Annotated in this window: 14 protein-coding genes and 2 pseudogenes; 12 read left to right on the forward strand and 4 right to left on the reverse strand. The window is 62.2% G+C overall.

What is annotated here, in order from left to right; genetic code table 11:
- Nucleotides 1-152 (reverse strand): annotated as a pseudogene (locus VF672_RS13135) (transcriptional regulator); the annotation flags it as partial.
- 84 nt (nt 153-236) lie between these two features.
- Here VF672_RS13135 and VF672_RS13140 point away from each other — a divergent pair.
- The 5 genes and pseudogenes from VF672_RS13140 to VF672_RS13160 all read left to right on the forward strand — a co-directional run bounded on the left by VF672_RS13140 (nt 237) and on the right by VF672_RS13160 (nt 3,980).
- Nucleotides 237-1,094 (forward strand): annotated as a pseudogene (locus VF672_RS13140) (SDR family oxidoreductase).
- 122 nt (nt 1,095-1,216) lie between these two features.
- Nucleotides 1,217-1,525 carry an RcnB family protein gene (locus VF672_RS13145; RefSeq protein WP_331105021.1) on the forward strand — a complete coding sequence of 103 codons (309 nt, stop codon included), beginning with the start codon at nt 1,217-1,219 and terminating at the stop codon, nt 1,523-1,525.
- Between the two features lie 83 nt (nt 1,526-1,608).
- Nucleotides 1,609-1,929 carry an RcnB family protein gene (locus VF672_RS13150; RefSeq protein ID WP_331105022.1) on the forward strand — a complete coding sequence of 107 codons (321 nt, stop codon included), beginning with the start codon at nt 1,609-1,611 and terminating at the stop codon, nt 1,927-1,929.
- 167 nt (nt 1,930-2,096) lie between these two features.
- Complete coding sequence (locus VF672_RS13155) at nt 2,097-3,026, forward strand: AEC family transporter (protein WP_331105023.1); 930 nt, start codon at nt 2,097-2,099, stop codon at nt 3,024-3,026.
- 27 nt (nt 3,027-3,053) lie between these two features.
- The gene (locus VF672_RS13160; protein WP_331105024.1) at nt 3,054-3,980 is read left to right on the forward strand and encodes a LysR substrate-binding domain-containing protein; all 927 of its coding nucleotides are present in this window, start codon (nt 3,054-3,056) and stop codon (nt 3,978-3,980) included.
- Between the two features lie 529 nt (nt 3,981-4,509).
- Here the strand turns inward: VF672_RS13160 and VF672_RS13165 are convergent.
- Together VF672_RS13165 and VF672_RS13170 are read right to left on the reverse strand one after the other, a co-directional pair.
- A complete protein-coding gene (locus VF672_RS13165; protein ID WP_331105025.1) occupies nt 4,510-5,754 on the reverse strand; it encodes a serine hydrolase in 1,245 nt (414 codons plus the stop codon).
- 261 nt (nt 5,755-6,015) lie between these two features.
- Nucleotides 6,016-7,035 (reverse strand): branched-chain amino acid aminotransferase, encoded by a 1,020-nt coding sequence (locus tag VF672_RS13170; RefSeq protein WP_331105026.1) that lies wholly within the window; start codon nt 7,033-7,035, stop codon nt 6,016-6,018.
- Between the two features lie 279 nt (nt 7,036-7,314).
- On the opposite strand from VF672_RS13170, the gene VF672_RS13175 reads away from it, so the two are divergent.
- Together VF672_RS13175 and VF672_RS13180 are read left to right on the forward strand one after the other, a co-directional pair.
- Nucleotides 7,315-8,139, forward strand: a complete 825-nt coding sequence (locus tag VF672_RS13175; protein WP_414705603.1) for an HDOD domain-containing protein — start codon at nt 7,315-7,317, stop codon at nt 8,137-8,139.
- Nucleotides 8,140-8,357: 218 nt separating this feature from the next.
- Entirely contained in the window at nt 8,358-9,200 is an 843-nt protein-coding gene (locus VF672_RS13180; protein ID WP_331105028.1) for an NAD-dependent protein deacetylase, read from the forward strand.
- Between the two features lie 118 nt (nt 9,201-9,318).
- Here VF672_RS13180 and VF672_RS13185 read toward each other — a convergent pair whose 3' ends face one another.
- Nucleotides 9,319-10,434 (reverse strand): DUF2817 domain-containing protein, encoded by a 1,116-nt coding sequence (locus VF672_RS13185; RefSeq protein ID WP_331105029.1) that lies wholly within the window; start codon nt 10,432-10,434, stop codon nt 9,319-9,321.
- Nucleotides 10,435-11,638: 1,204 nt separating this feature from the next.
- Between VF672_RS13185 and VF672_RS13190 the strand changes: the two genes are divergently transcribed.
- The 5 genes from VF672_RS13190 to VF672_RS13210 form a co-directional block, all read left to right on the forward strand.
- Complete coding sequence (locus VF672_RS13190) at nt 11,639-12,490, forward strand: energy transducer TonB (protein ID WP_331105030.1); 852 nt, start codon at nt 11,639-11,641, stop codon at nt 12,488-12,490.
- 50 nt (nt 12,491-12,540) lie between these two features.
- Nucleotides 12,541-13,248: a MotA/TolQ/ExbB proton channel family protein gene (locus VF672_RS13195; protein ID WP_331105031.1), complete on the forward strand. Its 708-nt coding sequence runs from the start codon at nt 12,541-12,543 to the stop codon at nt 13,246-13,248.
- Nucleotides 13,248-13,649: an ExbD/TolR family protein gene (locus VF672_RS13200; protein WP_133771220.1), complete on the forward strand. Its 402-nt coding sequence runs from the start codon at nt 13,248-13,250 to the stop codon at nt 13,647-13,649. Before VF672_RS13195 ends, VF672_RS13200 begins: the two co-directional genes overlap by 1 nt.
- A 217-nt stretch (nt 13,650-13,866) precedes the next feature.
- Nucleotides 13,867-16,605, forward strand: coding sequence for a TonB-dependent receptor (locus tag VF672_RS13205; protein ID WP_331105032.1), 2,739 nt, complete (start codon nt 13,867-13,869; stop codon nt 16,603-16,605).
- Between the two features lie 237 nt (nt 16,606-16,842).
- Nucleotides 16,843-18,682: extracellular solute-binding protein (locus VF672_RS13210; RefSeq protein ID WP_331105033.1), on the forward strand; the 1,840-nt coding region annotated here is incomplete at its 3' end.

Raw genomic sequence — 18,682 nt, forward strand, 5'->3', positions numbered from 1 at the left:
TCCAGCAGCACCACCAGCACCAGCACACCCCACCGGCTGCAGACGTGGTTAAGAATTTCTCGCGACGGGCAGTCACGGGCCAGCACCTCACCGGTACGGATTCGCTCCAGCAATGAGACGCTGCCTACAGTGGGGGAAGTAATATCGTTCATCACACTTACCTTTTCGTACGTACTTACGAAAGGTTAGCACGCTGACTATGCTGATCGCTCACTCAACCTCGTTCGGAAATCATCATGATCGTTATCACCGGTGCATCAGGCCAGCTGGGCCGCCTCGTTATCGCTCACTTGCTCGAAACCGTGCCAGCCTCGCAGATCATCGCTGCCGCCCGTGACCCGAAAAAACTGGCCGACCTCGCCGCAAAAGGTGTGCAAGTCCGCCAAGCCGATTACGCACAGCCGGCCACGCTTGAGCGCGCGTTCGAGGGCGCTGAAAAAGTCCTCCTGATCTCGTCCAGTGAGGTGGGCCAGCGTGTTGCGCAGCACCAGGCGGTGATCGACGCGGCCAAACACGCCGGGGTGAAGCTGCTGGGCTACACCAGCGTGCTCCACGCCGACACGTCAGCGCTGGGCCTGGCCGAAGAACACAGACAAACCGAGGCGGCACTGGCCGGCGCCGGCGTGCCGACCGTGGTGCTGCGCAACGGCTGGTACCACGAAAACTACACGGCCGGCGTCGCGCACGCGGTGGCGAACGGCGCGCATTTTGGCAGCGCGCGCGACGGCCGGATCAGTTCGGCGGCGCGGGACGACTACGCAGCCGCCGCGGCAGTTGTGCTGACGTCGAGCTAGAATCAGGCCGGCAAGGTGTACGAGTTGGCCGGCGATGCGTCTTACACGTTGAGCGATTTCGCCGCCGAGATCGCGCGTCAGGCCGGTAAACCCGTTGTCTACACCGACCTCTCGGAAGCGGATTACAAAGCCGCACTGTTGCAGGCCGGGCTCCCGGCGTTCGTGGCCGAGTTGCTCGCCAACTCGGATGCCGCTGCCGCCAAAGGTGCGCTGTTTGACGACGGTCGACAGTTGAGCCGATTGTTGGGTCGGCCGACCGCGCCACTGTCCGCGAGCATCGCTCAAGCACTTTCCGAGTAGGCCCTGCCGTCGCTGTAAACAGATGGCGTACCGGTGGCACAAAGGTGCCGGCAGTGAATGAATTGCGCCGCTTACGGTCGGAACTAGTGACAGCGCATTACGCGCTGGCCAAGGAGTTTCGAATGAACAGCAAATCGCTCATTGCCGGTCTGGCGATCCTGGGTTGCGTGTCTGTTGCGAGTTTCACGGTGCAGGCTGCGGTCACAACCGAGCCGACCATTCAGCCTTCCAGCGACAACATGCGCGAGCTCGAAGTAGGCAGCCGCTCGCCCCAGGAGTTTCAGCGTCCGGCCGCAGCGATCAAGGACTGGAAAACCAAGGGCCTGGAAGAGCCGGCCAAAATGAGCCAGTGGGTGCGGATCCACGACAAGTACGTCGAAGTTCAGACCACCAATGGCCAGATCACCAAGATCGTCCCGATCGAGAAATAAGCTGTGGCATCGAACGGACGCGCCCGGTCAGTGAGGCGCGGGCCACGTCAAAGAACCCTATAAGAACGACCAAAGGATTTCCCATGAACATGAAAACCCTGATGGCCTGTGCTGCTGTGGTGACCTGTCTGAGCGGGACCAGCTTCGCAGCGATGGCGCAAACCCCTGCAGCCAAAAGCGTGCAGGCGGAACACACAAATGAGCAATACAAGGTCGGCGACACCACCCATGACTTGTATAAAGATGAACGCGTCGGCATCAAAGACTGGCAAGGCAAAGGGCTGCACGCGCCAAAGGAAGGCACCCAATGGGTGCAGATCAGTGACAAGTACGCGCTGATCAACATGGAGGACGGAAAGATCCTCGACATCGCGCCGGGCAAACTCAAGCCGCTGAAAAAATGATCACCAAGGTGCCCGGCGGCCTGTCGGGCACTGCTTCTCGCACACTGTTCCCCCGCCAGCCTGGATGTCTGCCCGAAGTCGGTTACCACTGACGAGAAAGGTTGCACCCTAACGATTGCCCCCTCTACTCTGCGTCTCTCGTTTGTTGCGCCTCAGGCCCGGGTCCGATGTCTTCTGTCTTGAATGTTTTGTTGCCCATCTTCGCCCTCATTCTGGTGGGCTACTTGTGTCGCCGCACCAACCGCTTGGGCCCGACGGCGGCCTCGGAAATCAACCGAATGGTGGTCTGGCTGTGCTTGCCGGCGCTGCTGTTCACCGCCACCGCCCACGCCACGTGGGAACAGATCTGGCACCCGGGCTTTGTGCTGACCTTCACCCTGTCGACCATGGCGATGTTCGTCATTACCCTGCTGCTGCGGCGCAAAAAGGCTGGGCATTTTGCCGATGCCAGCATCGATGCCCTCAGCGCCTCGTACGCCAACACCGGTTACATCGGCATTCCGTTGTGCGTCATGGTGCTGGGCGAGCAAGGCCTTGAGCCCGCGCTGATCGCTTCATTGCTGGTGGTGTGCGTGGTGTTCGGCATCGCCCTGGTGTGCATCGAGATCGGGCTGCAAAGCGAGGCCCGGGTCCACCGCATTGTCCTCAAGGTGGTGCTGGCGCTGGCGAAGAACCCCTTGGTGGTCTCACCGATCCTCGGCGCCTTGTGGGCATCCACCGGCGTCGCATTGCCGGGCGCACTGGATAAATTCCTCAGCCTGCTGGGTGCCGCGACGACGCCCTGCGCGCTGATCTCGCTGGGCCTGTTTCTGGCGCAAAAACAGCAAGGCCCGCGTGAGGGCACGACGCTGCTGGTACTGATCAAGCTGATTGCCCACCCGCTGCTGACGTGGTTCCTGGCATTTCGCGTGTTCCACCTCCCGCCGCTGTGGGCCAACTCCGCCCTGCTGCTGAGCGCCCTGCCCACCGGAACCGGGCCGTTCATGCTGGCCGAGTACTACAAGCGCGAGGCGTCGGTGGTGTCGAGCACCATCCTGATCTCGACACTGGGATCGCTGGTGACGCTGTCACTGTGCATTTATTACATCAACGGTTAATGCCGGACATCAGGTGGGCGCGTCGCCATGAACAAGCTGGAATTGCTGAAGACCTTTGTCAGGGTCGCGGAGCTTTCGAGTTTCACCCACGCGAGCGACGCGTTGGGCCTGCCGCGCTCGACGGTATCGGAACAGGTGCGCAGCCTGGAGGAGCTGCTCGGCGCGCGTTTGCTGCTGCGCACCACACGCAAGGTGCAAGTCACGCCCGACGGTCAGGCGCTGTACGAACGCAGCAAGGATCTGCTCGGCCAGATGGACGAGCTTGAAGGCCTGTTCCGCGAGGACAGCTCGACGCTCACCGGGCGGCTGCGGGTGGACATGCCCGCCGCCATCGCCCGGCGGCTGGTGATGCCACGGCTGGGCGAATTCCTTGAGCGGCATCCGCTGATCGAGCTGGAAATCAGCAGCACGGACCGGCGCGTCGATCTGGTCCGTGAGGGCTTTGATTGCGTGTTGCGCATTGGCGCGTTGCCGGACACGCCGCTGGTCGCGCGTAACGTCGGCCTGTTTCGCATGATCAACTGCGTGAGCCAGAGCTACGCCGAGCGCTTCGGCATTCCGCGGAACCTGGAAGAGCTGCAGCAGCACCGGCTGGTGAACTATGCGCCAGCATTTGGCGCCGCCGAGTCACTGTTCGAGTATTGCCGCGAGGGCAAGGATTTCCATGTGTCGATGCCCTGCAGTGTGACGGTCAACAACATCGAAGCCTATGAGGCGGCTTGTGTCGGCGGGCTCGGGATCATCCAGATTCCGCGCCTGGCCGACACCTACCAGCAGCAGCGCGGCGCCTTGATCGAAATCCTCCCGGAGTACCGGCCGACGGCGATGCCGGTGTCACTGCTCTACGCCCATCGCCGACATCTGCCACAACGGTGCCGGGTGTTCATGGACTGGCTTGAGGGGCTGCTCGGGGAATATGGGGTGGAGCCGAAGGGCTCGCGGGACCGGCGTTAGTCAATAAGGGTCACTGACCGCGTGCATTTAGTGAGACTGGCTTTAGCCGGGAAGGCGTCGGGTGTCAGGCTGCACATTTTAGGGTGTTTGGACTGGCCTCTTCCCGGCTGAAGCCGGTCCCACTGACTGACCGCGTGCATTTAGTGGGACTGGCTTTAGCCGGGAAGACGTCGTGTGCCACGCTGCACTTTTTGGGTGTTTGGGCTGGCCTCTTCCCGGCTGAAGCCGGTCCTACTGGGGATCGCGTGCATTTAGTGGGACTGGCTTGCATTTAGTGGGACTGGCTTTAGCCGGGAAGGCGTCGGGTGTCAGGGTGCACATTTTTGGGCGCTTGGACTGGCCCCTTCCCGGCTGAAGCCGGTCCTACAGACACGCCGCGGTCACTTAGTGGGACCGGCTTCAGCCGGGAAGGCGTTGGGTGTGATGCTGCACATTTGTGGATATTTGGACTGGCCTCTTCCCGGCTGAAGCCGGTCCCACTGGGGATCGCGTGCATCCAGTGGGACCAGGGCGCATCGCAAACGTGGCATTACTTCAACGCTGTCACCACCGCATCGAAGAAGGCCATGGGGTCGATGGGTTCTTTGTCGACGGGTTTGGGCTGCGCGCCGAAGGTGACGATCACGACGTTGTTGGCCGGGTTGATGTAGATGTTCTGGCCCTGGATGCCCACCGCCGCATAAGCGCCGTCCTTCACCGAAGGCGCGGTCCAGGCGGTCCACCACATGTAGCCGTAATCCAGTTTCTTGCCGCCCTTGAGGGTGGTCGGCAGCGTCGCTTCCCTGACCCAGCCGTCAGGCAGGATCGACGTACCGTTGAGCTTGCCGTCGTTCATGAAAAACAGCCCGAAGCGCCCGTAATCGCGCAAGGTCGCGCTGATCCCGCTGCCGCCGATCTCCACGCCGTCAGGTGAGTCCAGCCACCAGGTCGCGTCGCTTTCCATGCCAAACGGCTGCCAGATCTTTTTCGACAGATACTCGGCCAGCGGCATCTTCACCGCGCCCCGCACAATCTCGCCCAAGACCTGGGTTTCGCCCGTGCTGTAATTATTGACCGAGCCGGGCTCCGCCGCGCGCGGCAGGGACGCCATCAGCGCCATGGCCGAGTGCGGCTGCTGGGAAATCTGCGCCTTGAGCAATGCTCGCCGGTCCGAGGCGGGGTCGGTGTAGGTCTCGTTCCATTTAACGCCCGACGACATCATCAGCACATTGCGCACGGTCACCCCTTCGTAAGCGCTGCCCTTCAGCGCCGGGACGTAATCCACGACCTGCGCGTCGAGGCCGGTGATCAGCCCGTCCTTGATGGCCGCAGCGGTCAGCGTCGAGGTAATGGATTTCGCCATCGACATGGACATCCAGCGGGTTTTATCGGTATTGCCGCGCTGGTAGGTCTCGAAAACGATCTTGCCGTCCTTGATCACCAGCATCGCGGTGATGCTGTCCAGGGCCACGAAGTCATACAGGTCGTACTTTTTTCCGTCGATGGTGTAGCGCACGTTCGGCAATTGGCGGTCCGACTTCGGCAGCGCATAAGGGTGATCGCCCGCCTTGATGGTGTGCGTGGGAAACAGGCGGCCGATGTTGCGGTAGGTGCTCACCGCAAGGTCCGGGAGCATGGTGCCGTTGTAGATCTGTTCAACGGTGCCGATGGGTTCCCGGGCGTGGGGGTAATCATCCGCCGAGGCGATGGGGACGAGGCCCGCAGCCAGCAGGCCGAGGGACAGCACCAAAGGCCGGTTGAAGACGGCGGGACGGGCGAAGACGAGTGAGTGCATGACGTATCCTTTTTTGTCGGCGTTCATGAACGTTGGCCACCTTCCACTGAGCTCCCGACTGCAGCCGGCCCCACTGAAGCTGAGCTCGGGATGGGAAGTTCGCCCGCTTGAACGATAGTCCAGTGGTCGGCGTTGCACCCGGGGGATCCGTTCAGTCGTTCCATACGCTGACGTCTGCAATCGTGTACCTGAACAATCGCAGGCAAAAAAAACCACCGCGCGAAGGCAGTGGTTTTTTCAAAGCGTGCAGGACGCGTCGAATCAGACCTTGACGATCCAGCCCGCCGGGCCTTCGATGTCGCCGGACTGAATGCCGGTCAGCTCTTTGTACAAGCGCTGGGTGACGGGCCCGACGTCGGTTTCGCTGTGGAACACATGCAGCTTGTCTTTGTAGCTGATGCCACCGATTGGCGTGATCACCGCGGCGGTGCCGCACGCGCCGGCTTCCTTGAACAGGTCGAGCTTGTCGATGAACACCTCGCCTTCGATGACCTTCAGGCCCAGACGGCTCTGTGCCAGCTCAATCAACGACTGACGGGTGATGCCCGGCAGCACGGAAGGTGATTTCGGCGTGATGAACTGGTCGTCGTGGGTGATCCCGAAAAAGTTGGCCGAGCCGACTTCTTCGATCTTGGTGTGAGTCAACGGGTCGAGGTAGATGGCGTCGGCAAAGTTGGCCTTCTTGGCCTCCGCGCCCGGCATCATGCTGGCGGCGTAGTTGCCGCCAACTTTCGCCGCACCGGTGCCCTGGGGCGCGGCACGGTCATAGCTTGAGATCACGAAATTGTGCGGCTTCATGCCGCCCTTGAAGTAAGGGCCGACCGGAATGCAAAACACCGAGAAAATAAACTCGGGGGCAGCGCGCACGCCGATGTTGTCGCCCACGCCGATGACGAACGGGCGCAGATACAAAGCGCCGCCGGTGCCGTATGGCGGAATGAAACGCTCGTTGGCGCGAACCACTTGCTTGCACGCTTCGATGAACTGTTCGGTGGGCACGTGCGGCATCAGCAGCCGGCTGCAACTGCGCTGCATGCGCGCGGCGTTCTGGTCGGGGCGGAACAGGTTGATCGAACCGTCTTTGGCCCGATAAGCCTTGAGGCCTTCGAAGCATTGCTGACCGTAATGCAGCGCGGTCGAGCCTTCGCTGATGTGCAGCACGTTGTCTTCGGTCAGGGTGCCTTGGTCCCACTCGCCATCGCGCCAGTGAGCCAGGTAGCGTTTGTCGGTCTTGATGTAGTCGAAGCCGAGCTTGTCCCAGTTGATGCTGTCGTTACCCATGACACCCTCTATGTCCAGGCCAGCGCGGCCGGCGGTTCCGGCGTCTGGCGTTTCATCGATAAGGCCCGGTACAGGACGCGACCTGTTCCGGTGTTTCGCCATATTACTGATTTTTCCTCCTGCAAACCGCCTCCTCGGCACATGAGCTGAAAAAGATCCGCTGCCGCCGGGCCTGAGCGTCGTCGTTTGTGCCGTCCGTAGCAAAAGCGCAGCATCAGGTGTGCAGATTCGCCAATGTTGCCTATGGTGTGTAAATCATCTGAAACAGGAGCAGTGCCCATGGGTATCGATCAGTTGTTCGCCGATTTGAGTAGCCTTCCCAGTATCCCCAAGGTGGCACAGGACCTGATCAAACAGTTCGACAACCCGTCGTCGGACCTTGGCAGCATCGCCAGCAACATCGAAAAGGACCCGGTGATCGCGGCAAAAATTCTGCGCCTGGCCAACTCCGCGCGGTTTCGCGGCGCGCGGGAGTCGTCCAGCATCGAAGACGCGGCCATGCGTCTGGGCTTCAACACCCTGCGCACGCTGGTGCTGGCTTCGGCGGTGACCGGTGCGTTCAAGGCAAGCCCCAGTTTTGACCTCAAGGGCTTTTGGCTGAAGAGCTTTCAGGTTGCGGGGATCTGCCGCTTGCTGGCGAAACAGTCCGGCGCCGATGCGGAGATCGCTTTCACCTGCGGGGTCATGCACGACATCGGCGAGTTGCTGATCCAGACCGGCGCACCCGCCGTTGCCGAGCGCATCAACAGCGTGACCAAGACCGGGACCACCGGGCGCGCGGCGATTGAAACGCTGCAGCTGGGTTTCGGGTATCCGGAAGTGGGTGCGGAACTGGCCCGCCGCTGGGGATTGCCGGCGGTCATCCAGAACGCCATCGCGTATCAGGCGCGGCCCATGCAGGCGCCGGGGGACGCGACTCAGCCGCGCATCGTTGCGCAGGCGTTGACCATCTCCGCCGCCCTGGAGCATCACGGCGGCGCGACCCCGCGGGCCCAGCAGGAGGTCGATGGCCCGTTGCTGGAGGGCGTCGATCTGAATGCCGTGTTCGCGGCGCTGCCTAAGGTGCTTGAAGATGACAAGGCGTTTGCCGAGTTGTTGAGTTAGGTAGAGCCATCATGGTCTGGAACTGATAGCGCCCAAACCGGCCCCTTCCCGGCTGAAGCCGGTCCCACAATATTGATCGCACTCATCCCGTGGGAGCGGATTCAGCGGTGTAGGCGTCAAGTGTCACGCTTGCAAAATCAGGGTGTTCACATGGGCCCCTTCCCGGCTGAAGCCGGGCCAACTAGTATCGGTGCACAGCCGCAAATGAGGACCTGTGCATGCCTGATGTTCCAGACACCCACGTCGACACCCTGCTGCAGTGGATGCAGGACCGCTCCTTCGTCGTGCTGACCGGCGCCGGGATCAGCACGTCTTCCGGCATCCCGGACTACCGCGACAGCGAAGGGGTGCGCCGGGGTCGGCAGCCGATGATGTTTCAGGAATTCCTCAACGCCCCTGAAGCCCGGCGTCGCTACTGGGCCCGGGCCATGCTCGGCTGGCCACGTGTTCGCGCCGCGCAACCCAATGCAGCCCACGAAGCGATTGCCCGCTTGCAGCAACACGACCTCATCAGCGGCGTCATCACCCAGAACGTCGATACCTTGCACGATCAGGCGGGCAGCCACGACGTGGTGGAACTGCACGGCAGTCTGCATTGGGTGCTGTGCCTGGACTGCCGCGAACGCACCGAACGGGACGTCATTCAGCTGACCCTGGTCGAGCAAAACCCTTACCTGGCGGGCGTCGATGCGGTCCAGGCCCCCGATGGCGATACCCTGCTCGACCCGGCCTTCGAAGAGCGCTTCCAAGTGCCGCACTGCCCCCATTGCGGCGGCGAGCGAATGAAGCCCGACGTGGTGTTTTTCGGCGAGAACGTGGCGCCACCCACTGCGGCCAAGGCCATGCAGCGCATCGAAGAAGCCCAAGGCCTGCTGGTTGTGGGATCGTCGCTGATGGCCTTCTCGGCGTTTCGCCTGTGCCGCGCCATTGCCGATGAAGGCAAACCGCTGATCGCCATCAACCTGGGCAAAACACGGGCGGATGAGCTGCTGGACCTGAAGATCGAAGCGTCGTGCGAGGTGCTGTTGCCCGCGTTGGCGCAACGGCTGCTGGTGGGTTAACGGGCGGCACGACATGCGGGAGTGAGCTTGCTCAAGAAGAAGGCATCTCAGTCGCTGAAGATTCAGCAGATGGCCCACCCTCTTCGCGAGCAAGCTCGCTCCCACGTCGCTCGTTCCGTCATCGGGTTACACGAATCCCCGGCAACGCCGCCAATGCTCGGTCCCACGCCTGCCGGGTTCTGACCCACGCCACCTCCTGCCAGTCCGGGTCCGCCGGGTAGAACTGTTCCAGCAGCCCTTCCTTGATCCGCCGGCCCGTCTCATCGAGCGGATCGCCGTGCTGGTGCAACCAGTGATCATCACGCAAGTGCCCATGGATCACCGCGCCCGGGTACGTGCCGCACTCAATCACAAACGGCATAAGGTGCACGCCCGGCAGCGCGTCGAGGAGCATCTGCGAGGTATAGCCGGTCGAGGTCGCCGATACGCCGGTTTCGCTGACGCGGTTGGCGCCGGTGATCAGGGTAAACAGCCATGGCCCGAACAGTGCCTTGGCGTCCTCCAGCGCGGGGTAAGCCGCCTCGACGATGCTCATCAGCATCGGATGCCCATAATCCCCAGCGCCCGTGTGCAGGTCGAAACAGGTCACCACCTCGGCATCCTGCAAGTAGCGCCCGACGATGCTGCGCAGGGTACGGTTGGACCAGCTCGGCTCGTTGCCGCCAAAGAACAGGCCATCGGGGAATGCGTACTGCCCCGCCTCCACCACCGCCATCACCCCTGACCAGCCCTTGGCGTCAATCGCCGCCTGAAACAGCGCATCGGCTCGATCGCGCCGGGGTCCGCGTAATTGATCGCAGGCATAAATGCCGTGGACGTCCGCATAGGCGCGGTTGTCCGGCAATGGGCGGCTGAAGTCCAGGTAATTGCGGTTCTGATCGAGGTTGTCTTCATTGACCCGGCGCATCCACGCCGTGCCCCAGGGGTTAATCAAGTGAATCATCAGGATCGCGACGCCCTCAGGCAGCGCACGCGGATCGAGCCCCTCGAGCCAGCGGCTCTGGCAATCCGAGCCGTAATAGCCCTCCACGCCATGGGTGCCGCTCAATGCCACCAAAACCCGCCGCGCATCCGGGTCGCCCAGCCAGGCAACGTCGGTGGCGAGGGTCTCGCCAAAAGGCCCCTGCAATGGATGACGGTACTCGCTCAACCGCGCGCCAGCGGCCGTCGCTGCCGCAATAAAGCGCTCACGAAGCTGGCGATAACCCGGACGAGTCGGAAAAAAATGGCTCATTGATGTGCTCCTTGGGCGATACGACGGCGCGGGTAAGGCCCCTGAAATCAGGCCAAACGCTGCGCAAGAGGGACACTGCGTCAGAAATGTTACAACTGGACACGTTTTGGCACACTTCTTTCTAGTGTGTTTCCAGTGGAACGTTAGTACCACGTAAAGCCCCGGCTGGCCGCGAGTGTACGCTGCCAAACGGTGCGCAACCCGCCACCGTATGCGGCTACCGGACGTCACCCCGTCCGAAACAGTGCAGGACGCCGATCACAAGTCTGGCGTCCATCGATAAGGAATTCGATTCGTGCCAGACCTTTGCCCTTCAGCCCCGATCCGCCTGCACCACGCCCTGTCTTCCTGGGTAGCCCCGACGCCTCTGCGGCGAAACGCCGTCAATGAACTCGCCATCCGCCGCATCTCGCTTCAGCGCTCCGGCTGAATGGCGGAGCTGCGTCGCCGCAGCGCCCGACATTTGTTTTGATTCAAAGGCGTCACCCTTAGTGCGATTGATCGCCGTTTCTTATTATTCGTGCCCGGCTTTTTTGCGCCTGCTTGATTGACTGTTTGAACGATACCGGACGGTGCGCCCGTTATTAAGGCTTATGTACTAAAGGCCATCACCACTGGTGCGCGAAGTGCGCGCTCGTATTTAACGAACATTCATCAGCTGACTGACAAGTCACACTTTCAGGACGGACCTCATATGATCACGTAACGACTCACGCACCAACTTGCACCGCTTAATCATCTTTGGTGCATGTATCACTTAGTAGATTGAAACAGGCCACTGCGCAATGTCGCCGCCAGCCTGACGGGACAAGCTCGCCCTCCGTTTAAGTCGAAAATCGCGCTTTTATAGAGGTGCGAAAAGCTGGTCCTGGCAAATTCGTTAAAAAGTTACAAAAACGCGACATTGATACGATGTATGCCAGAAACGCCGGTTTAGAGCCCTGCACTGGCATAGCGGTTGCAATAGCACCCGTGATGATCGGAAGTCAGTCAAGCCAAAAGACGAACTTCTCCTTATTTAACACGCATCAGGAAACTGCCATGTCGTCTCCTTAGCCCGCGCGGCAACAGCACTCACAAGAGTGGCTCTTCATTGACCGCTCACCCAGGCCTCGTGCCCCCGACAGCACGGACGTCAACTTCAGACAGGGTTTACTTGTTTGAATGGACCCTTATTGCCCTTCAACGACCCGAGGGAGCTTTAATGAATGACGCGGTAAAAACGAAAGCCATACCTGACCCGGCGCCGGACGAACTGTCCATGGCCTGGCCGCGTATTCCTTTCAAGGAAAACACATCGCGCCCAGGTGAACTAAGCAGGACGCACGTGTTGATATTGATTGCCGCCTCGGTCCTTATACATGGCGCTGTCTGGTGGTATATGCAGACCGCCAAAGCCGACGTCCCGGAAGTTGCGCCGCAAGTGCCCGAGATGACGGTGGAGTTGACCAGCGCGACACCGCCCACGCCCGAACCACCACCACCGCCGCCGCCAGCGGAGCCACCGCCGCCTCCACCGCCGCCTCCTGAACCGGAGCAGCCGGTCGAAGACCCCGACGCGGTCAAGCCACCGCCAACACCCATGGAAAAACCCGTCGAAAAACCGGTGGAAAAACCGAAGGTCGAGAAGCCCAAACCGGTGAAGAAACCTGAGCCGGTGAAGAAGCCAACGCCGCCTGCACCGGCTGCACCCGCTGCGCCGAGTCCGCCTGCGCCTGCTGCGCCCTCGCCTTCGCCCGCGCCGCCAGCGCCGGCTGCGGCACCGGTCAAGGAATCGGCGGCGATTTCCGGGCTCGCCAGTCTGGGCAACCCGCCACCGGAATACCCCGGCGCGGCGTTGCGCAAGGGCATGGAAGGCCGGGTGATCCTGCGCATCAAGGTGTTGCCGAACGGCCGCGCGGGCAGCGTCGAGGTGACCAAGTCCAGCGGCAAACAGGTGCTGGACGACGCCGCGGTGGAAACGGTGCGCAACTGGAAGTTCATTCCGGCCAAGCGCGGCGACACCCCGATCGAAGGCTTCGCGACCCAAACCATCGACTTCAAGCTGCCCGAATGAACCCGGTCAGCCCATCAACAACAACTCTTTTATAGCGGGTGAGGTGAACCATGAACGAATCGATCTCTTCGATGATTGTCCCCGGCGTGCTTTGGGCGCTGGTGGTGTTTTCGGTGCTGAGCTGGGGACTGTTGCTGATCAAATCGGCGCAATACCTGCGCCTCAAAAACCAGAACAAACAGTTCACCAAGGCGTTCTGGGCAGCGCCCGATCTGCTCACCGCCGCCGAGCACGCCACCCAATACCCGGGCTCTCTGGCGCGCATCGCCAACAGCGGTTTCGAAGCCATGGCGGTCGACGAGACGCCGCGCAACACGCAGCAACTGGCGCACACCATCAACCGCTCCGACCGGCTGGAGCGCAACCTGCGTCAGCAGATTCAGAAAGAACGCCGCGCGCTGGAAGCCGGTCAGGCCATCCTCGCCAGTATCGGCAGCACCGCGCCGTTCATCGGCCTGTTCGGCACGGTCTGGGGGATCATGGAAGCGTTGCAGAGCATCGGCGCCAGCGGCTCGGCGAGTCTGGAAACCGTTGCCGGCCCCATCGGTCACGCGCTGATTGCCACCGGTGTCGGCATTGCCGTCGCGGTGCCGGCGGTGTTGATCTACAACTTCTTCCTGCGCCGCCTCAAGCTCGCCGTCGCCGACATGGATGATTTCGCCCACGACTTCGACGCCCTCGCCCAGCGCAGCGCCTTCGCCATCAACCGTCAGGCTATCGCCAGCAAACACAGCCAGGCTGTGCGGGAGGCGAGCTGATGTCTTTCTCCACCCAAGACAGCGATGAAGTGCTCAGCGAAATGAACGTCACGCCGCTGGTGGACGTGATGCTCGTGCTGCTGGTGGTGTTCATCGTCACCGCGCCGCTGATGACCAACGCGATCAAGGTCAATCTGCCGAAAACCGACGCCGTCGCCCCTGCCGACAAAAAAGACCCGGTGGTGGTCAGCGTCGATCAGGACGGCAAGTTTTACCTGGCGAAATCCGAAGTCGCGCCGGAGTCTCTGGAACTAAGCCTTAAAGACGTCAAGGCCAAGGATCCGGAGGTCCGTGTGCAGCTGCAGGCCGACACCAACGTCAACTACGGCCAGGTGGCCAAGGCGATGGCGTCGATCGAGCGCTCGGGCATTACAAAAATCTCGGTGATGACTTCCAAATGAATTGCACATGACCTGCGCCTGACCAGCAGCTGATCAGAGCGCCGCACCCGCTGCGGCGCTGCACACCCTACTCCCGATTCACCGCCGTCCGGGCGTTTTGCCCCGGAGGGGAGCGGCTTGCTTGAAATAAGGAAATTCCCGACCGCCATCACCGCGTCGGAGCAACGAGGGCTCACAAGGCCATTTCAATAACATCTGGAATAAGTCGGAAACTACCATGCTGATGAGCTTTCCTGGTTTTACCCTCAAGCCTCTTGTTGTTGCGGTACAACGCCACCCGCGTGCGCTGATTTGCGCACTGGCGGTGGGCATGAGTCCGGCGTATGGCGCCGACAGCACGTACAGCACCACCGATGCCGCGACAGGCAGCGAGGCCGCCGTGCCCGCCGCCGCGGTGACGGCCGCGCCCGCCACCACGCAGCTCAAACGTGTCGAAGTGACCGGTTCGGCCGTGCGCCGCGCCGATGCGGAAACCGCCGTGCCGGTGACCATCCTGCGCGCCGACGAGCTGAAGAAACAGGGCGTGACCACTACCGAGCAGATGGTGCAACGCATCACCGGCAGCCAGTCGATGATGAACAGCGCAGGCTCGGTCGGCGCGTCCACCGGCGGCGCGTCCTATGCCGACATGCGCGGCATCGGTGCCAACAAGACGCTGATCCTGCTCAACGGCCGTCGCCTGGCCAACAACGCCTTGTCCGGCGTCGGCACGCCCAACGGCAGCGCCATCGACCTGAACATGATTCCGTTCGCCGCCATCGACCGCATCGAAGTGCTGCGCGACGGTGCCTCGGCGCTGTACGGCACCGATGCCATCGGCGGCGTGATCAACTTCATCACCAAGAAGTCCCTGACCGACGGCACCCTGAGCCTCGGCGGCGATACTCCGACCGCAAGCGGTGGCGGCGCCAGCAAAGACGTCAGCGCCAGCTGGGGGTTCGGCGATCTGGACGAAGACCGCTTCAACGTCATGGGCGTGTTCAACTACAACAAGCAGCAGAACCTCGACGCCAACGACCGCTCCTTCGACAAGGATTACGTGCCGGGCCGCGGCCTCAATCAGACCTCCGGCACCGCTTACCCGGCCAACTACTACCAGGGCAACAACAGCGCCAACCCGCTCGCACCGAACTGCAACGGCGCAAGCCTGGTCAGCGTGAACGGGCTGTGCCGGTTCAGCACCCGCGAGTACATCGACCTGGTGCCGCAGACCGAGAAGACCTCGTTCTTCGGTCGCGCCACCGGCAAGCTGGCCGAAGACCACAACGTCAGCCTCGAATACTTCTTTGCGCGCAACAACAACGCCACCAGCATCGGCCCGGCGCCATTGACCGGCCTGAGCATCGACCCGTCTTCGCCGTACTACCCCGGCAACGGCATCACCCCTGGCCCGACCAACTTCGCCCTCGACCCGACCCAGCCGGTGGACACTGCCTGGCGTGAGACCGCCGCCGGCCCGCGCGGCAGCAAGGACCAAAACACCAACCAGCGCCTGTTGCTGACGTTTGACGGCACCGTTGGCGGCTGGGATTACAACTTGGGCGCCAACTACAACCAGAGCAAGGTTGTTTCCAGCGTGACCTCAGGCTACGCCAGCGATCGCGCGCTCACGGCAGGCCTGGCCAGCGGGCTGCTCAACCCGTTCGGTGCGCAATCGGCCGCCGGACAGCAGTACATCGACGATGCCGCCTACCACGGCGAATACTCCACCGCCGTCGGCCGCGTGTACGGCGTGGATGGCCGGATCAGTCGCGAAATCGGCAACTGGTTCGGTGCCGGTGAATCCGGCCTGGCGTTGGGCGGCGAATACCGCAAGGAAAAGCTCCATCAGAACTACGAGGACTTCGTTGACGACATCGACAGCCTGGGCCTGGACTCGGCCGGCTCGGTGTCCGGCGATCGCAGCGTCAAGGCCGAATACGCCGAGCTGAACGTTCCCGTCATCGACAGCCTGGAACTGACCGCGGCCGTGCGCCACGACAAGTACAGCGACTTCGGCAGCACCACCAACCCGAAGTACTCGTTCCGTTTCCAGCCGTTCAAGGAGCTGGTGATGCGCGGCGCGTACAGCGAAGGCTTCCGTGCGCCGTCGCTGTATGAGCTGTATGCCCCGCAGAGCCTGGCCTACAGCCAGGGTTACTACGATGACCCGACGCTGTGCGCCGGTGGCACCGTGCAGCCGGGCGGCCAGGCCGGACGCGATTGTAACCAGCAGTTCCTCAACCGCAGCGGCGGCAATGCCAACCTGTCCCCGGAGAAAGCCCGCAACGTCACCCTGGGCTTCGTTTATCAGCCGATGAACAACCTCTCCATGGGCCTGGATTTCTGGTGGATTCACATCTCCAACCAGATCCAGTCGTTCCCGGAATCCACCGTGTTCGATCAGTCGGACCTGTACGGCGACCGCATCATCCGCAACGCCGACGGCTCCATCGCCAACATCGTCACCGGCAACTCCAACCTGGGCATCGTCAAAACCAGCGGTGTCGACGTGACGCTGGACTACCGCTTCCCGAACACGCCGTATGGCCAGTTCGGCCTCGGGCTGACCGGCACGTACGTCAATCGCTACGACTTCCAGAACATCATCGACGGCCCGTACACCGACAAGGTCGGCGACTTCCAGGGTGATGGCGTGATTGCGCGCTGGAAACACGTATTGATCGGCAGCTGGACCCTGGGCGACAGCCGTGCCTCGCTGACCAACCGGTTCACCAGCGGCTACAACGATTACGACCGCACCACCAACGGCACCGTACCGTCGTACTCGCTGTGGGACCTGTCGGTGGGCCATACCTTCGAGAAGGTGCTGGACCTCGATGCCGGCGTGCGCAACCTGTTCGACCGCGACCCGCCGTTCACCAACCAGGCCTACAACTTCCAGTCCGGCTACGACCCGCGCTACGCCGATCCTCTGGGCCGCACGCTGTTTGCGCGAGCGACGTACCACTTCTAAGCGCTACTGCCCGACATGCCAATGCTCCGGCGCGCCGGGCTGCTTCTGCGAAATCGCGCCCCTGACCCGGCCTCGTCTGTGAGACCGGATCAGGGGATTTTTCGCGCGCCACTGATGCGTCGACTCGCACGCAAGGACTGTTCGCACATGTACACCCCCCCTCTTTCATTGCCGCGCCTGCTACCGGGCGTGGCGTTGTTGTACACGGTGCTGTTTTTCACCTCGCTGCTGCCGGGCATGCCTCAGGCCTTTGCCATGCCGGTGCACGCGCTGACGGTGTACGGCGAGGCGCCGAAGTACGCCGCGGAGTTCCAGCACTTCGACTACGTCGACCCTGACGCACCCAAAGGCGGTTCCATGAGCCGTGCGTCCGAGGAGATCGGCCAGTTCAACTACCTCACGCCTTATGTCGATCAGGGCATTTCCGTCAGCCAGATCGATACGTGGGTGTATGCGCCGCTGGCCTACCGCTCACTCGACGAGCCCTACACGGTGTACGGGCTGGTCGCCGAAAAGATGGAGCGTGATCCCGACAATCTCTGGGTGCGCTTTTACCTCAACCCCAAGGCGCGTTTCGATGACGGCACGCCTGTTACCGCCGAAGATGTGCGCTACACCTGGCAAACGCTGATCACCCAGGGCAGCTTCAGCTACCGACCGCTGTACGCCGACGTCAAGGACGCAGTCATCGAAGCGCCGGGGCAGATCCGTTTCGATTTCAAGACCGCCACCAATCGCACCCTGGCACTGGACCTGGCCAGCCTGCGCATTCTTCCCGAGCACTGGTGGAAAACCCGCGACTTCACCAAGGGCGGCGGGTTCGAACCGCCGCTGGGCAGTGGGCCGTACCGGGTCTCGCGGGTCGACGCCGGGCGCAGCGTGAGCTTCGAGCGGGTCAAGGAGTGGTGGGGCAAAGACCTGCCGGTCAGCCGTGGGCTCTACAACTTCGATGCGCTGACGGTGAATTTCTACGGTGATGTCGACGTGGCGCGTCAGCTGGTCCAGGCCGGCAACTTCGATTACAACCGAGAGTTTTCTTCGGCCGGTTATGTCGTCGGCTATACCGCGCCGAGCCTGCAGGATGGCCGTCTACAAAAAACCATTCTGGCCAGGCGCCGCCCGGTGGCCGGCCAGGGGTTCGTGTTCAATCTCGACAAACCGATGTTTCAGGACCGTCGGGTGCGTGAAGCCCTGGCCATGCTCTGGGATTTCGAGTGGGTCAACGGGCAGATCATGCGCAACTTCTATGTGCGCGAACAAACCTACTTCCCGAAAAGCGAAATGGCCGCCACCGAGCTGCCCGACGCCCAGGAGCTGAGCCTTCTCGAACCCCTGCGCGGGCAGGTTCCGGAGGAAGTGTTCAATCAGGTCTGGCGCGCCCCGAAGACCGACGGCAGCGGCTATATCCGCGACAAGCAGCTCAAGGCCCTCAAGCTGCTGGCCGAGGCCGGCTGGCATGCGCAGAACAACCGGCTGGTCAACGCTGCCGGTCAGCCGCTGGCGTTTTCCTTCCTCGATGGCCAGGGCGGCTTCGAACGGCTGGTGCTGCCGTACAAGCGCGTGCTGGCGCAGATCGGCATCACTTTGAATTTCCGCCGCGTGGACTCGGCCCAGTACATGAACCGATTGAACGCCCGGGACTACGACATGATCGTGGTCACGCTGCCCAGCAACGGCAATCCGATCCTTTCCCCCGGCCGTGAGCTGTACAACCTGTTCGGTTCGCAAAGCGCCCGTCAGGTCGGCAGCTCCAACGCCATGGTCCTGCGCAATCCGGCGGTCGACCGCCTCATCGACGGGCTGGTCGCGGCCAACAACCGCAATGACATGCTGCACTACGCACGGGCGCTCGATCGGGTGCTGCTCTGGGGTTTCTACATGATTCCGAACTATTACTCACAAGGCACGCCGGTGGTGTTTGCCAACCGTTTTGGCAGGCCGGCGGTCGAGCCCGTCTACGACGTCGGCCTGGACAGCTGGTGGGAGGTCAGCCGGGAGCCGCTGAGCACCGCACAGATGGCCGCGCAAATGGCCGCGCGGCTGGCGTCGCAAAGCAGCGCGGCCAGCGGTCGTGCAG

It is taken from the genome of Pseudomonas sp., assembly GCF_036387035.1.
In the GTDB taxonomy this organism is placed as follows: Bacteria; Pseudomonadota; Gammaproteobacteria; order Pseudomonadales; family Pseudomonadaceae; genus Aquipseudomonas.

Bases quoted from the DNA above. Each gene is read 5' to 3' on its own strand.
- VF672_RS13145 (WP_331105021.1), top strand. From the start codon at position 1,217: ATGAACAGCAAATCGCTCATTGCCGGTCTGGCGATCCTGGGTTGCGTG.
- VF672_RS13150 (WP_331105022.1), top strand. From the start codon at position 1,609: ATGAACATGAAAACCCTGATGGCCTGTGCTGCTGTGGTGACCTGTCTG.
- VF672_RS13155 (WP_331105023.1), top strand. From the start codon at position 2,097: ATGTCTTCTGTCTTGAATGTTTTGTTGCCCATCTTCGCCCTCATTCTG.
- VF672_RS13160 (WP_331105024.1), top strand. From the start codon at position 3,054: ATGAACAAGCTGGAATTGCTGAAGACCTTTGTCAGGGTCGCGGAGCTT.
- VF672_RS13165 (WP_331105025.1), bottom strand. From the start codon at position 5,754: ATGCACTCACTCGTCTTCGCCCGTCCCGCCGTCTTCAACCGGCCTTTG.
- VF672_RS13170 (WP_331105026.1), bottom strand. From the start codon at position 7,035: ATGGGTAACGACAGCATCAACTGGGACAAGCTCGGCTTCGACTACATC.
- VF672_RS13175 (WP_414705603.1), top strand. From the start codon at position 7,315: ATGGGTATCGATCAGTTGTTCGCCGATTTGAGTAGCCTTCCCAGTATC.
- VF672_RS13180 (WP_331105028.1), top strand. From the start codon at position 8,358: ATGCCTGATGTTCCAGACACCCACGTCGACACCCTGCTGCAGTGGATG.
- VF672_RS13185 (WP_331105029.1), bottom strand. From the start codon at position 10,434: ATGAGCCATTTTTTTCCGACTCGTCCGGGTTATCGCCAGCTTCGTGAG.
- VF672_RS13190 (WP_331105030.1), top strand. From the start codon at position 11,639: ATGAATGACGCGGTAAAAACGAAAGCCATACCTGACCCGGCGCCGGAC.
- VF672_RS13195 (WP_331105031.1), top strand. From the start codon at position 12,541: ATGAACGAATCGATCTCTTCGATGATTGTCCCCGGCGTGCTTTGGGCG.
- VF672_RS13200 (WP_133771220.1), top strand. From the start codon at position 13,248: ATGTCTTTCTCCACCCAAGACAGCGATGAAGTGCTCAGCGAAATGAAC.
- VF672_RS13205 (WP_331105032.1), top strand. From the start codon at position 13,867: ATGCTGATGAGCTTTCCTGGTTTTACCCTCAAGCCTCTTGTTGTTGCG.